Source organism: Streptomyces sp. AgN23 (genome assembly GCF_001598115.1).
GTDB lineage: Bacteria > Actinomycetota > Actinomycetes > Streptomycetales > Streptomycetaceae > Streptomyces > Streptomyces antimycoticus.
In genome coordinates, this window is record NZ_CP007153.1 from 7,332,084 (window position 1) to 7,345,451 (window position 13,368).

Consider the following 13,368-nt stretch of genomic DNA (forward strand, 5'->3'; position numbering starts at 1 on the left):
TACACCACCGCCGTACGATCGGCGCCATGGCCAAGACTCCCGTGCTCACCCCGCGGGCGGAGGACTTCCCCCGCTGGTACCAGGATGTGATCAACAAGGCCGAGCTGGCCGACAACGGCCCGGTGCGCGGCACCATGGTGATCCGACCGTACGGGTACGGGCTGTGGGAGCGGATGCAGCAGGACATGGACGCCCGCATCAAGGCGGTCGGCGTCCAGAACGCGTACTTCCCGCTCTTCATCCCGCAGTCGTATCTCGCCAAGGAAGCCGATCACGTCGAGGGGTTCGCGCCGGAGCTCGCCGTCGTCACCCATGGCGGCGGTAAGGAGCTCGAGGAGCCGGTCGTCGTCCGGCCCACCTCGGAGACGATCGTCAACGAGTACTTCTCCAAGTGGGTGCAGAGCTACCGCGATCTGCCGCTGCTGATCAACCAGTGGGCCAATGTGGTGCGTTGGGAGCTACGGCCGCGGCTGTTCCTGCGGACGACCGAGTTCCTGTGGCAGGAGGGGCACACCGCGCACGCGTCGTACGAGGACGCCAGGGACTTCGCCGCCCGGATCCACCGCGAGGTCTACGCCCGGTTCATGGAGGACGTCCTGGCGATGGACGTGGTGCTGGGCCGCAAGACCGCCCGGGAGCGGTTCGCCGGCGCCCTCAACACCCTCACCCTCGAAGGGATGATGGGCGACGGCAAGGCGCTGCAGCTGGGCACCAGCCATGAGCTCGGCCAGAACTTCGCCCGGGCCTTCCACACCAGCTATCTGTCCAAGGACGGCGAGCAGGAGCTGGTCTGGCAGACCTCCTGGGGCAGCACGACCCGGATGGTCGGCGCGCTGGTGATGATGCACGGCGACGACAACGGCCTGCGGATCCCGCCGAGGCTGGCCCCGATCCAGGTCGTGGTGCTGGCGATCAAGGGCGAGGACACGGTGCTCGCCAAGGTCCGCGAGATCGGCGAGCTGCTCACCGCGGCGGGCGTGCGGGTCCATGTCGACGACCGTACGGACACCCCCTTCGGCCGGCGCGCGGTCGACTGGGAACTCAAGGGCGTGCCGGTCCGGGTCGAGGTCGGCCCGCGCGACCTGGAGGGCGGCACCGCGATGGTGGCCCGGCGGATCCCCGGCGGCAAGGAGCCGGTGCGCGCCGAACTGCTGCCGGAGCTGCTGCCCAAGGTCCTGGAGGAGGACCAGGCGCTGCTGCTGCGGCAGGCCCGTGAGCGCCGTAAGGCGCGCACCACGGAGGTGGCGACCATGGAGGAGGCCGCCGAGGCCGCGGCCGCGGGCGGCTGGGCCCGCATCCGGTGGGCGGACCTGGGGCCGGAGGGCGAGGCGGCGCTCGCCGAGCGGTCCGTGTCGGTCCGGTGTCTGATCACCGAGGACGGGGCGGTGCCGGACGCCGATGACGCGCCGGGTAACGTCGCCATCGTCGCGAGGGCCTACTGAGGCGGTACGTACCGGCTTGATGCACGGTGCGTGGCTCATCCACACATTTACGCACCCGCCCCTCGTCGTCGTACATCACCGTGAACTGACTGGTACGTGCAAATTATTTGGGATGCCCCGGAATCGGAACACCGGACCGGTCCTGCTCGTTAGCACGACGTGAGCACGACACCACCTGTTCTCGCCGCAGAGCTGGCGCAGGCGTGGGCCGATATTCAACGGCACCACTCCGAGCTGCCGGATCTCGCCGCGCCCGAATCGCTGATCGGAGAGTCGTCGTCCGCATGTGGCGCCGAGCTCTCCTTCGAACGGCTGCTGCATGAGGCAGTCCATGGGATCGCCGCCGCCCGCGGTGTCCGTGACACCTCACGCGCCGGCCGCTACCACAACCGCCGGTTCCTGGCGATCGCCGAGGAGCTGGGGCTCGACCACCCCGAGGAGCCGCATCCCAGCAGTGGCTTCTCGCTGGTCACCCTCAGCCCCGAGGCGAGAAAGCGGTACCGGACCACGATCGACCGCCTCCAGCGCGCGCTGAAGGCACACACCGTGGCGACCACCGCCGAGACCTCCCGCACCTTCCGCGGGCCCGCCGCGCGTCACGGCTCGTCCGGTGGCGGCGTCCGGGTCAAGGCGGTGTGCGACTGCGGGCGCAATGTCCGGGTCGTCCCGTCGGTGCTGGCCCAGGCGCCGATCATGTGCGGTGGATGCGGTAAGCCCTTCCGCATTCCGGAGGCGGTGGCCGCGGTCGGCTGACCTGTCCCGGTGTGGCAGAATGGTCTGCTGTACTCGACAGCCGACCAGGACCCCTCTCTCCTCCGGCTGACGCGTCCATCGGGCACTCGGGTACCGCAACCCCACGCGGCACGTCGCAGTGCTCAACCACGTCAAGACCAGGAGACACCACTTCCGTGGCAGTCAAGATCAAGCTGAAGCGTCTGGGCAAGATCCGTTCGCCTCACTACCGCATCGTCGTCGCCGACTCCCGCACCCGCCGTGACGGCCGGGCGATCGAGGAGATCGGCCTGTACCACCCGGTGCAGAACCCGTCGCGCATCGAGGTCGACTCGGAGCGTGTGCAGCACTGGCTGAAGGTCGGCGCGCAGCCGACCGAGCCCGTGCTGGCCATCCTGAAGGTCACCGGCGACTGGCAGCAGTTCAAGGGTCTGCCCGCCCCGGCTCCGATGAAGGTCGCCGAGCCGAAGGCCGACAAGCGCGCCCTGTTCGAGGCGGCCGCCAAGGGCGCCGGTGACGAGCCGAAGGGTGAGGCGATCACCCAGAAGGCGAAGAAGGCCGAGAAGAAGTCGGACGAGGCGGCTGAGTCCGCCGAGTCCACCGCGTCGACTGAGGCCTGAGGATGCTCGAGGAGGCCCTCGAGCACCTGGTGAAGGGCATCGTCGACAACCCCGACGACGTGCAGGTGGCCTCGCGCACCCTGCGGCGTGGGCGTGTGCTGGAGGTCCGGGTGCACCCCGATGACCTCGGCAAGGTGATCGGCCGCAACGGCCGCACCGCACGCGCCCTGCGCACCGTCGTGGGCGCCATCGGCGGCCGCGGGATCCGCGTCGACCTCGTCGACGTCGATCAGGTCCACTGAGGCGATCAAGAAGAGCACCGGCACGGGCCGGGGAGGGCTTTGGGCCGTCCCCGGCCCGTGTGTGTGAAGGGACATCGCATCGTGCAGTTGGTTGTCGCGCGGATCGGCCGTGCCCATGGCATCAAGGGCGAGGTCACCGTCGAGGTGCGGACGGACGAGCCGGAGCTGCGGCTCGGTCCGGGTGCCGTGCTGACCACCGAGCCCGCCTCGGCCGGGCCGCTGACCATCGAGTCCGGCCGGGTGCACAGCGGCCGGCTGCTGCTGCGCTTCGAGGGCGTACGCGACCGCAGCGCCGCCGAGGCGCTGCGCAACACTCTGCTGATCGCGGAGGTCGACCCCGAGGAACTCCCGGAGGACCCCGAGGAGTTCTACGACCACCAGCTGATCGACATCGATGTGGTCACCGTGGACGGCACCGAGGTCGGCAGGGTCTCCGAGATCTCCCATCTGCCGTACCAGGACCTGCTGATCGTGAAGCGCCCCGACGGGAGCGAGGTGATGATCCCCTTCGTCTCCGAGTTCGTGCCGGAGATCGATTTGGAGGAGCAGCGCGCCGTGATCGACCCGCCGCCGGGCCTGCTCGACGAGGCCGCGGCGGAGATCGCGGGCAGCCGTACGGACGAGGCCGAGAGCGGCCGTAAGAAGGACGAGACCGACGGCGGCCGTAAGGGCGACACCGCGGGCGGTCGTGAGGACGAGTCGTCATGAGGCTCGACGTCGTCACGATCTTCCCCGAGTATCTGGAGCCGCTGAACGTCTCGCTGGTCGGCAAGGCACGCGCCCGCGGCCAACTCGATGTGCGGGTCCACGATCTGCGCGGCTGGACGCACGACCGGCACAACACGGTCGACGACACCCCGTACGGCGGCGGCCCCGGCATGGTCATGAAGCCCGAGCCCTGGGGCGAGGCGCTTGACTCGATCATGGCGTCGGGCGAGGCGGAGGGGCTGGTCAAGCCCACGCTGATCGTGCCGACCCCGAGCGGCCGTCCGTTCACCCAGGCCCTGGCTGTCGAGCTCGCCGAGCGCCCCTGGCTGGTCTTCACGCCCGCCCGCTACGAGGGCATCGACCGTCGGGTGATCGAGGAGTACAGCGAGCGGCTCGAGGTCCACGAGGTCTCGATCGGCGATTATGTGCTGGCCGGCGGCGAGGCCGCAGTGCTGGTGATCACCGAGGCGGTGGCCCGGCTGCTGCCGGGTGTGCTGGGCAACGCCGAGTCGCATCGCGACGACTCCTTCGCCCCCGGCGCGATGGCCGACCTCCTGGAGGGGCCCGTCTACACCAAGCCCCCGGAGTGGCGCGGCCGCTCCATCCCGGAGGTGCTGGTCAGCGGACACCACGGCAGGGTCGGCCGCTGGCGCCGCGACGAGGCGTTCCGCCGCACCAGCGAGAACCGCCCCGATCTGATCGAGCGCTGCGACCCGGCGACGCTCGACAAGCACGATCGCGCGCTCCTGGCCGAGCTGGGCTGGGAGGAGCTGCCCGGGACCGGTGGGGCCCGATTTGGGCGGCCGGACCGGGCCGTGGAAGAATAGGCCGCTGCCGTACGTCCGGGTGTGCGCCCCTGCCACAGGGGGACCGACGCCCACCCGATGAGGGCGGCACTCCAAATCATCATCCGATATGCCGCTGATGACCTGTGGCATCAGCGAGGAAAGCAGACGATCATGTCTCACCTGCTCGACACCGTCGACTCCGCGTCGCTGCGCAGCGACATCCCGACCTTCCGCCCCGGCGACACGGTCAACGTCCACGTCCGCGTCATCGAGGGCAACCGCTCCCGTGTCCAGCAGTTCAAGGGCGTCGTCATCCGCCGCCAGGGCTCCGGTGTCCGCGAGACCTTCACCGTCCGCAAGGTGAGCTTCAGCGTCGGCGTGGAGCGCACCTTCCCGGTGCACACCCCGATCGTCGAGAAGATCGAGGTCGTCACCCGCGGTGATGTGCGCCGGGCGAAGCTGTACTACCTGCGCGACCTCCGCGGCAAGGCCGCCAAGATCAAGGAGAAGCGCGACAACTGATCGCGGCGATTTTGCGCGACTACTGAGCTACCGCCGGATCATCCGGCCGGGCCGGATAGGCTCTGGCCCGATGGACACCGAAGGACAGCTCGCGGAGCGCGACCGCTCCCGGGGCTCCGAGAAGGAGCGCGAGGAGCGGTCGCGCTCTTCGCGTGCTCCGGCGCGGGCCGGGGAGCACTCGTCCGCCGGGCGGCTGCCGCAATGGCTGGCCGGCGGCGGGCGATGGCGGCGCGGGGCGCTGCTCGCGGCGGCCTGCGCCGCCATCGTGCTGCTGGTGAGCGGCTTTGTGCTGCAGCCGTTCCTGATCCCCAGCGGTTCGATGGAGAACACCCTCCGTCCCGGGGACCGGGTGCTGGTGAACAAGCTCGCCTACCGTTTCGGGGACGATCCGCGCCGCGGCGACGTTGTCGTGTTCGACGGAGCCGGTTCCTTCGGCGAGGAGGAGCCGTCCGGAAACCCGGTGACCGGTCTGCTGCGCAAGGCTGCCGCGGCGGTCGGGCTGGCCGAACCGGCCGAGTCCGACTACGTGAAGCGCGTGGTGGGCATCGGTGGTGACCGGGTCACCTGCTGCGACAGGCGGGGGAGGATCGAGGTGAACGGCCGGCCGGTGGACGAGCGCTATCTGCACCCCGGGGACAGCCCCTCGCGGGTGCCCTTCGACATCGTCGTGCCCGAGGGACGGCTGTGGGTGATGGGCGACCACCGCGACGCCTCCCGGGACTCACGCGACTACCTGGGCGCACCGGGCGGGGGCACGGTCCCCGTCGACAAGGTGATCGGCCGCGCCGCATGGATCGGCTGGCCGTTCGGCCGCTGGTCCGGTGTGCCCGGTACGGACGCCTTCGCGGGCGTGCCCGCGGCGCCCGGCGCCATATCCTCCGACGCCCCCGGTGGTGCCCATGGGTAGCCGCGGGCGTCCTCGTGCCAAGGCGCGGCGGACGGTGGGTCCGCCCGCCGGAGTGGACACCACCCGTGCGCCGGGCGAGCGCCGGGTCGGCGGGCGCGCGGAGCGGCGCAGGATCCAGCGCCGTATCAAGCGCAGGCGGCGCCGTTCGGCCGTCAAGGAGATACCGATCCTGGTGGGTGTGGCGCTGGTGATCGCGCTCGTCCTGAAGACCTTCCTGGTGCAGGCGTTCGTCATTCCGTCCGGCTCGATGGAGCAGACCATCCGGATCGGCGACCGGGTGCTGGTGGACAAGTTCACCCCGTGGTTCGGCTCGAAGCCGGAGCGTGGCGATGTGGTGGTGTTCAAGGACCCCGGGGGCTGGCTGGATGACGAGCGCAAGCCCCCCAAGGACGACCCGCCGGTCATCAAGCAGGGCAAGGAGTTCCTGACCTTCATCGGCCTGCTGCCGTCCAGCGACGAGCAGGACCTGATCAAGCGGGTGGTCGCGGTGGGCGGCGACACCGTGGCGTGCTGCGATACGAACGGTAAGGTCACCGTCAACGGGACCCCGCTGAACGAGCCGTATCTGCACCCCGGGAACCCGCCGTCGCAGCGGCAGTTCAAGGTGACCGTCCCTCAGGGGCGGATGTTCGTCATGGGGGATCATCGGTCCAATTCGGCGGACTCCCGCGTCCATCTCGACGAGCCTTATCAGGGCACGGTCCCGGACAACATGGTGGTCGGCCGCGCCGTGGTGATCGCATGGCCGTTCGGGCATATGCGGCGGCTCGAGGAGCCGGACACCTACGCTTCCGTCAAGGACGCGCCGAGTGGGGCGACACAGGCCGAGGGCGCGGCGCATAGGCTGTCCCCCATGGATCAGCAAGGAATGGTCCAGCTCCCGACCCCTGCGGAACTCCCGCTCGTTATGGGAGTGGTGATCCTGCGCCGTTCGTGGGGCAGGCGGCAGTCAGGCGTGAGGAGTGGATGTGGGGGATTTGGCGGTCGGCGCACGATCCGGTCACGAAGAGCCCGAGAGGCGGCCCGGAGCGACGGGAGAGCACCCCACGGACGGGACGGACGAGGCGCCCGAAGCCGGTGTACCCACGGACAAGGCGGCTGCCAGCCCCAGGGCGTCGGACCCACCCGGAGCCGATGGCGGGGGGGAGCCCTCCGGCCCCCCGGACGGACCCGGCGCCACTGACCCGACCGGGCCCGAGGATGGGGCACCGGCGAAGCCGGGCCCCGGGATGCCCGGCGGGCCCGGGAAGCTCGGGAATCCGAAGAAGGTGCGCTCCTTCTGGAAGGAGCTGCCGATCCTGGTCATCATCGCGCTGGCTCTGGCGCTGCTGATCAAGACCTTCCTGGTGCAGGCGTTCTCCATCCCGTCCGACTCCATGCAGAACACCCTGCAGCGGGGCGACCGGGTGCTGGTGGACAAGCTCACCCCGTGGTTCGGCTCCGAGCCGCAGCGCGGCGAGGTGGTCGTCTTCCACGACCCGGGCGGCTGGCTCGGCGAGACGCAGACGAGTGACTCCGGCCCGGTCGCCGAGGGCATCCAGAAGGCGCTCAGCTTTATCGGGCTGATGCCGTCGGCGGAGGAGAAGGACCTGATCAAGCGGGTCATCGCGGTCGGCGGGGACACCGTCTCCTGCAAGCGCGGCGGCAAGGTCGTGGTCAACGGCAAGCCGCTGGACGAGCCGTACATCTTCCCCGGGAACACCCCCTGTGACGAGAAGCCGTTCGGCCCGATCAAGGTGCCCGAGGGCCGGATCTGGGTGATGGGCGACCACCGCCAGGACTCCCTGGACTCCCGCTACCACCAGAACCTGAACAACGGCACGGTCTCGGTGGACGATGTCGTCGGGCGCGCGTTCGTCGTCGCCTGGCCGATCGACCGCTGGTCCACCCTGTCGGTGCCGGGCACCTTCGACCAGCCGGGTCTGGGCGCGGCCGCCGCGATGGCCCCCTCGGCCGTGGGGCTCGCGGGTGCGGTGCCGATCGTGCTGTGGCGCCGCCGCAGGCTGATTGCCAAGGTCCGGGCCGAGGCCGAGGCCCGGCCGGATCGGCTGACCGCCGACGGCTGACGGGGCTCGTACCGCCGGGTAAGGTGCGGTTCCGTGTGCCCCAGGGCACACGGAACCTGATCTTCTACGTCTGTTGCGTACGGCGGGAGCACTGGAATGAGCGGAGCCCAAGGGGTCGGGGGCGGCACACCGCGGCGTACGCCGGGCAGCGTGCTGTCCGGGGTGGCGGTGGCCCTCGGGTGTGTGCTGTTCCTCGGAGGTTTCGTCTGGGGCGCGGTGCTCTACAAGCCCTACACCGTCCCGACCGACTCCATGGCGCCGACGATCGCCAAGGGCGCCCGGGTGCTGGCGCAGCGGGTCGACGGCGGCGAGGTGCGCCGTGGCGATGTGGTGGTCTTCCGCGACCAGGTGTGGGGCGACCTGCCCATGGTGAAGCGGGTCATCGGGGTCGGCGGCGACCGGATCGAGTGCTGTGACAAGCAGGGCCGGCTGCGGGTCAACGGCAAGGTCTTCGAGGAACCGTATCTGCGCTCGGAGGAGCAGGCGTCCTCGACGGTCTTCGCCACCACCGTGCCCAAGGACCGGCTGTTCCTGATGGGCGACCATCGCAGCGACTCCCTCGACTCACGGGTGCATCTCACCGACGAGGCGGGCGGCGCCGTGGAGCGGGGCGCCGTGGACGCCCGAGTGGACGCCACCGCCTGGCCGCTGGGGTCCTGGGGCACCGTGGGGCGGCCCGATGCCTTCAAGGCGCTGCCGGGCGGGATCTCGCAGCCGGGGCCGCTGGGGCCGATACTGATCGCGATCGTCACCGGAGCCGTGCTGATCATGGTGGGAGCGGCCTACGGGCCCCTCGTCCGGCGCAGGGCGGGCGGCGGCGCGCGGCGGGACCAGGCGGCGAAGGGGAAGGTGGCCGCGCGTGGCTGAGGGGGCCGGCGAAGCCGGGTCGACCGGCCCGGACGAGCGGCGGCTGCGGAAGGTCGCACGGGTGGTGCTGCTGGATCCGCAGGACCGCATCCTGCTGCTGCACGGCTTCGAGCCGGACGATCCCTCGTCGACGTGGTGGTTCACGCCGGGAGGCGGCCTGGAGGGCGAGGAGAGCCGCGAGCAGGCGGCGCTCAGGGAGCTCGCGGAGGAGACCGGGATCACCGATGTGCGGCTCGGCCCGCTGCTGTGGCGGCGGATCTGTTCCTTCCCGTTCGCCGGGCGGCGCTGGGACCAGGACGAGTGGTACTACCTGTGTCGTACCCAACAGACCACGGCACGGGCCGGCAGCGGGCTGACGGAGCTGGAGCGGCGCAGCGTGGCCGGGCTGCGGTGGTGGACGGCGGACGAGCTGGCCACGGCCACCGAGCCGGTGTACCCGACGCGGCTGCCGGAGCTGTTGCGTACGCTGCTCGTCGAGGGACCCCCGGGTGCACCGGTGATCCTGGAGACTGAGCGCGTCTGACGCACAATGGGGGGACGCACGGCTGAAGGGGAACATGCCATGAGCGCCGAGGACCTCGAGAAGTACGAGACCGAGATGGAGCTGAAGCTCTACCGGGAGTACCGCGATGTCGTCGGTCTGTTCAAATATGTGATCGAGACCGAACGCCGCTTCTATCTCACCAACGACTACGAGATGCAGGTGCACTCGGTTCAGGGTGAGGTCTTTTTCGAGGTGTCGATGGCCGACGCCTGGGTCTGGGACATGTACCGCCCGGCCCGTTTCGTGAAGCAGGTACGGGTTCTCACGTTCAAGGACGTGAATATCGAGGAGCTGAACAAGAGCGACCTCGACCTTCCGAGTGGCTGAGTTGTCCACAGCCGGGCGGTCGTCCACAGGAATTCTCCAAGATCCCTGAGGGGGGCGCGGGGGCGTCACAGTCGGTGCCGGAGGTGGTGCCGAATGAACGCCCGAGGAGCGCTGGGCCGCTACGGCGAGGATGTGGCGGTCCGCAGGCTGGCGGAAGCCGGGATGACCGTCCTGGAGCGCAATTGGCGGTGCCGGGACGGCGAGATCGACATCGTCGCGCTCGACGCCGGTGCGCTGGTGGTGTGCGAGGTCAAGACGCGCCGCGAGGGTGGCTACGAGCATCCGATGGCGGCCGTCCGACCGGATAAGACCGAGCGGCTGCGGCGGCTGGCGGAGTGCTGGCTGGAGCGGCACGGCGGCCCGCCGCCGGGCGGAGTGCGGATCGACGTGGTGGCGGTGGTGCTGCCCCGCCGGGGCGCACCCGTGGTCGAGCATGTGCGAGGGGTGGCCTGATGGGGTTCGCCCGCACCTGCTCGGTGGCGCTGCTCGGGGTCGAGGGCGTCGTGGTCGAGGTCCAGGCCGATCTGGAGCCGGGAGTGGCCGCCTTCACCCTCGTCGGGCTGCCCGACAAGAGCCTGGTGGAGAGCCGGGACCGGGTCCGCGCGGCCGTGGTCAATTCCGGCGGCGAATGGCCGCAGAGGAAGCTCACGGTCGGGCTCAGCCCGGCATCCGTCCCCAAGGGCGGCAGCGGCTTCGACCTGGCCGTGGCCTGTGCGGTGCTCGGCGCGGCCGAGCGCGTGGACCCGCGTGAGATCGCCGATCTGATGATGATCGGGGAGCTGGGCCTGGACGGCCGGGTCCGGCCGGTCCGCGGGGTGCTGCCCGCCGTGCTCGCCGCCTCCGAGGCGGGATACCGCCAGGTCGTGGTCCCGGAGCAGACGGCGGGGGAGGCGGCCCTGGTGCCGGGCGTCTCGGTGCTGGGCGTGCGGAGCCTGCGCCAGCTGATCGCGGTGCTGACGGACGAGCCGGTGCCCGAGGAGGAGACCCAGGAGCTGGGCCGCCCCGATCCGATGCTGGCGGGCCTCACCCTGCCCGGCGCAGGTATGGGCACCGGTGTCGCCGCCGTGCCCGGGAGCGGGGCTGGGCTGCCCGATATGGCCGAGGTCGCCGGGCAGCGGGCCGCGCGCACCGCCCTGGAGGTCGCGGCCGCGGGCGGGCACCACCTCTTCCTCAGCGGGCCTCCGGGCGCCGGGAAGACCATGCTGGCCGAGCGGCTGCCGGGGCTGCTGCCGCCGCTCACCCAGCAGGAGGCCCTGGAGGTCACCGCGGTCCATTCGGTCGCCGGGGTCCTCCCGCCGGGTCAGCCGCTGGTGAAGAGCGCGCCGTACTGCGCCCCGCATCACTCGGCGACCATGGCCGCGCTCGTCGGCGGGGGGAACGGCCTGCCCAGACCCGGCGCGGTCTCGCTCGCCCACCGCGGAGTCCTCTTCCTGGACGAGGCTCCCGAATTCAGCGGGAAGGCGCTGGATGCCCTGCGGCAGCCCCTGGAGTCGGGGCATGTCGTGGTGGCCCGGTCCGCCGGGATGATGCGGATGCCGGCGCGCTTCCTGCTGATGCTGGCGGCCAATCCCTGTCCGTGTGGGCGCTACGGGCTGGTGGGCGACGTCTGCGAGTGCACGCCCACCACGGTCCGCCGCTATCAGGCGAGGCTGTCGGGGCCGCTGCTGGACCGGGTGGACCTGCGTGTCCATGTCGAGGCGGTGAGCCGGGCCGAGCTCACCGGGGCGCGTGCCGGGGCGGAGAACAGCGCGTCCGTCGCGGACCGGGTCCGGGAGGCCAGGGAGCGGTCCGCCGCCCGCCTCCAGGACACCCCCTGGCGGCTGAACAGCGAGGTGCCGGGCCATGAGCTGCGCACCCGCTGGCAGCCGTTCTCCGGTGCGCTGCGCGAGGCCGAGCGCGATATGGAGCGCGGGCTGCTCACCGCCCGAGGGCTCGACCGGGTGTTGCGGGTCGCCTGGACCGTCGCAGACCTGGCCGGGCACGACCGGCCCGAGGCGCCGGACATCGCCCAGGCGCTGCAACTGCGCACCGGGATCAGCCACGGGGTGCCGGTCGCCGCGGGGGAGCGCTGATGTCCGCGCGTTCGGCAGGCGGCCGCGGCGCCGCCGTCCCCGCCCTGTTCTCGGAGCCCTGGCAGGGGCAGGGCGTCCCGAGTGAGGGGCACGAAGCCCAGGATGAGGGGCACGGCGCCCCGTACAAGGAGCACGGAGCCCTGGACGGGGGGCGCCGCGTCCCGGGCGAGGGGCACGGTGCCCCGGGTGAGGGACAGGGCGTCCCGGACGCGGGACACGGCGTCCAGGACGAGAGGGAGGGGCTCCCCGAGGAGTGGGCTGTCCCGGATGAGGAGAGGCTGGCGCGGGCGGCGCTCACCCGGCTCGTGGAGCCCGGGGACCAGGCCGTGGGTCGCTGGCTGCGCCGCATGGGGCCGGTGGCGCTGTGGCGGGCGCTCACCGGGAAGGCCAAGCCCCCGCCCGGGGCGACCAGGGATCGGCTGGCCGGATGCGCTCTGCGGGCGGCCGGGATGGACCCGATCGCCGACCTCGCGCTGATCGCCCGGTGCGGCGGGCGGTTCATCTGCCCCGGGGATCTGGACTGGCCCGGTCAGCTCGACGATCTCGGGGACACTCGCCCGGTCGGGTTATGGGTGCGCGGCCCGGCCGGCTTGCGGATGTGGGCGCTGCGCTCGGTCGCCGTGGTGGGCGCGCGGGCCTGCAGCGACTACGGCTCGCATGTCGCGGCGACGCTCGGCGCCGGGCTGGCCGAGCGGGGCTGGGTGGTCGTCTCCGGTGCGGCCCACGGTGTGGACGGCGCGGCTCACCGAGGGGCGCTCGCCGCGGGCGGGGCCACCATCGCGGTGCTCGCCTCGGGTGTGGACGTCCCCTATCCGCGAGGGCACGCCGAGTTGATCGAGCGCATCGCGGAACAGGGCCTGGTGCTGGCCGAGTTGCCGCCCGGAGCGCATCCGACGCGCCCCAGATTCGTGCTCCGCAACCGGGTCATCGCCGCGCTCACCCGGGGAACGGTCGTGGTCGAGGCCCAGTTCCGCAGCGGATCACTGGTCACCGCGCGCCGGGCACAACAGCTCGGGCGGTCCACCATGGGGGTGCCGGGGCCGGTGACCAGCGGGCTGTCCGCCGGGGTGCATGAACTGCTGCGCGGTGAGGCGGTCCTGGTCACCGACGCCGCCGAAGTGGCCGAGCTCATCGGCGGCATCGGAGACCTCGCCCCGGAGCGGCGGGGGCCGCTGGTCGAGCGGGACCTGCTCGATCCCGTGACGGCACGGGTGCTCGAAGCGTTGTCGGCACGAGGCGGCAACGATCTGAGGGAGGTGGCCCGGGAATCCGGGACCGGCTGCGACGACGCCCTGGGCCGGCTCCATGAACTGCTCGCCCTGGGCTTTGTCGAACGTCATGGCGATCGATGGGAGTTGGTCCGTCCCGTGAGCCCGGGTGACGGCGCACGGCGAGGCGATCCCCCGAATCGGGGCAATCGGGTGAAAGGGTTGAGGCGATGACCGTATCCGCACACCGCCGAGCCGAAGCCCTTCGCATACCGCGACGCCGTAGTCACGCTACGCTCACAAGGTTTCCGGCGGAAGCGTAC

General features: G+C 71.4%; 16 protein-coding genes. All 16 read left to right on the forward strand.

Annotated features, from left to right (window positions below):
- Window positions 1-26: 26 nt before the first annotated feature.
- The 16 genes from proS (at window position 27) to dprA (ending at window position 13,279) form a co-directional block, all read left to right on the forward strand.
- Window positions 27-1,442 carry a proline--tRNA ligase gene (gene proS, locus AS97_RS31980; protein WP_125759828.1) on the forward strand — a complete coding sequence of 472 codons (1,416 nt, stop codon included), beginning with the start codon at window positions 27-29 and terminating at the stop codon, window positions 1,440-1,442.
- A 159-nt stretch (window positions 1,443-1,601) separates the two neighbouring features.
- Entirely contained in the window at window positions 1,602-2,195 is a 594-nt protein-coding gene (locus AS97_RS31985) for a hypothetical protein (protein WP_014055189.1), read from the forward strand.
- A 155-nt stretch (window positions 2,196-2,350) separates the two neighbouring features.
- Window positions 2,351-2,794: a 30S ribosomal protein S16 gene (gene rpsP, locus AS97_RS31990; protein WP_059144197.1), complete on the forward strand. Its 444-nt coding sequence runs from the start codon at window positions 2,351-2,353 to the stop codon at window positions 2,792-2,794.
- 2 nt (window positions 2,795-2,796) lie between these two features.
- On the forward strand, window positions 2,797-3,036 hold the full coding sequence (locus tag AS97_RS31995; RefSeq protein ID WP_033266910.1) for an RNA-binding protein: 240 nt from the start codon (window positions 2,797-2,799) through the stop codon (window positions 3,034-3,036).
- An 81-nt stretch (window positions 3,037-3,117) separates the two neighbouring features.
- Window positions 3,118-3,744 (forward strand): ribosome maturation factor RimM, encoded by a 627-nt coding sequence (rimM, locus tag AS97_RS32000; RefSeq protein ID WP_059144239.1) that lies wholly within the window; start codon window positions 3,118-3,120, stop codon window positions 3,742-3,744.
- A complete protein-coding gene (gene trmD / locus AS97_RS32005; RefSeq protein ID WP_086710344.1) occupies window positions 3,741-4,571 on the forward strand; it encodes a tRNA (guanosine(37)-N1)-methyltransferase TrmD in 831 nt (276 codons plus the stop codon). The genes rimM and trmD overlap by 4 nt, the downstream gene beginning before the upstream one ends.
- Window positions 4,572-4,703: 132 nt before the next feature.
- A complete protein-coding gene (gene rplS / locus AS97_RS32010) occupies window positions 4,704-5,054 on the forward strand; it encodes a 50S ribosomal protein L19 (RefSeq protein WP_014055193.1) in 351 nt (116 codons plus the stop codon).
- Window positions 5,055-5,124: 70 nt separating this feature from the next.
- Window positions 5,125-5,961, forward strand: a complete 837-nt coding sequence (lepB, locus tag AS97_RS32015) for a signal peptidase I (RefSeq protein WP_086710345.1) — start codon at window positions 5,125-5,127, stop codon at window positions 5,959-5,961.
- Window positions 5,954-7,144 (forward strand): signal peptidase I, encoded by a 1,191-nt coding sequence (lepB, locus tag AS97_RS32020; RefSeq protein WP_107119232.1) that lies wholly within the window; start codon window positions 5,954-5,956, stop codon window positions 7,142-7,144. The genes lepB (AS97_RS32015) and lepB (AS97_RS32020) overlap by 8 nt, the downstream gene beginning before the upstream one ends.
- An 85-nt stretch (window positions 7,145-7,229) precedes the next feature.
- Window positions 7,230-8,027, forward strand: a complete 798-nt coding sequence (lepB, locus tag AS97_RS32025; RefSeq protein WP_247204553.1) for a signal peptidase I — start codon at window positions 7,230-7,232, stop codon at window positions 8,025-8,027.
- 96 nt (window positions 8,028-8,123) lie between these two features.
- A complete protein-coding gene (gene lepB, locus AS97_RS32030) occupies window positions 8,124-8,894 on the forward strand; it encodes a signal peptidase I (RefSeq protein ID WP_125759826.1) in 771 nt (256 codons plus the stop codon).
- The gene (locus AS97_RS32035) at window positions 8,887-9,417 is read left to right on the forward strand and encodes an NUDIX hydrolase (RefSeq protein WP_059144202.1); all 531 of its coding nucleotides are present in this window, start codon (window positions 8,887-8,889) and stop codon (window positions 9,415-9,417) included. The genes lepB (AS97_RS32030) and AS97_RS32035 overlap by 8 nt, the downstream gene beginning before the upstream one ends.
- 39 nt (window positions 9,418-9,456) lie before the next feature.
- The gene (locus tag AS97_RS32040) at window positions 9,457-9,765 is read left to right on the forward strand and encodes a DUF2469 domain-containing protein (protein WP_004944840.1); all 309 of its coding nucleotides are present in this window, start codon (window positions 9,457-9,459) and stop codon (window positions 9,763-9,765) included.
- A 93-nt stretch (window positions 9,766-9,858) separates the two neighbouring features.
- Window positions 9,859-10,218: a YraN family protein gene (locus tag AS97_RS32045; protein ID WP_086710348.1), complete on the forward strand. Its 360-nt coding sequence runs from the start codon at window positions 9,859-9,861 to the stop codon at window positions 10,216-10,218.
- Window positions 10,218-11,837 (forward strand): YifB family Mg chelatase-like AAA ATPase, encoded by a 1,620-nt coding sequence (locus AS97_RS32050; protein WP_210566103.1) that lies wholly within the window; start codon window positions 10,218-10,220, stop codon window positions 11,835-11,837. The genes AS97_RS32045 and AS97_RS32050 overlap by 1 nt, the downstream gene beginning before the upstream one ends.
- Window positions 11,837-13,279 carry a DNA-processing protein DprA gene (dprA, locus tag AS97_RS32055; RefSeq protein WP_247204554.1) on the forward strand — a complete coding sequence of 481 codons (1,443 nt, stop codon included), beginning with the start codon at window positions 11,837-11,839 and terminating at the stop codon, window positions 13,277-13,279. The genes AS97_RS32050 and dprA overlap by 1 nt, the downstream gene beginning before the upstream one ends.
- Window positions 13,280-13,368 lie beyond the last annotated feature (89 nt).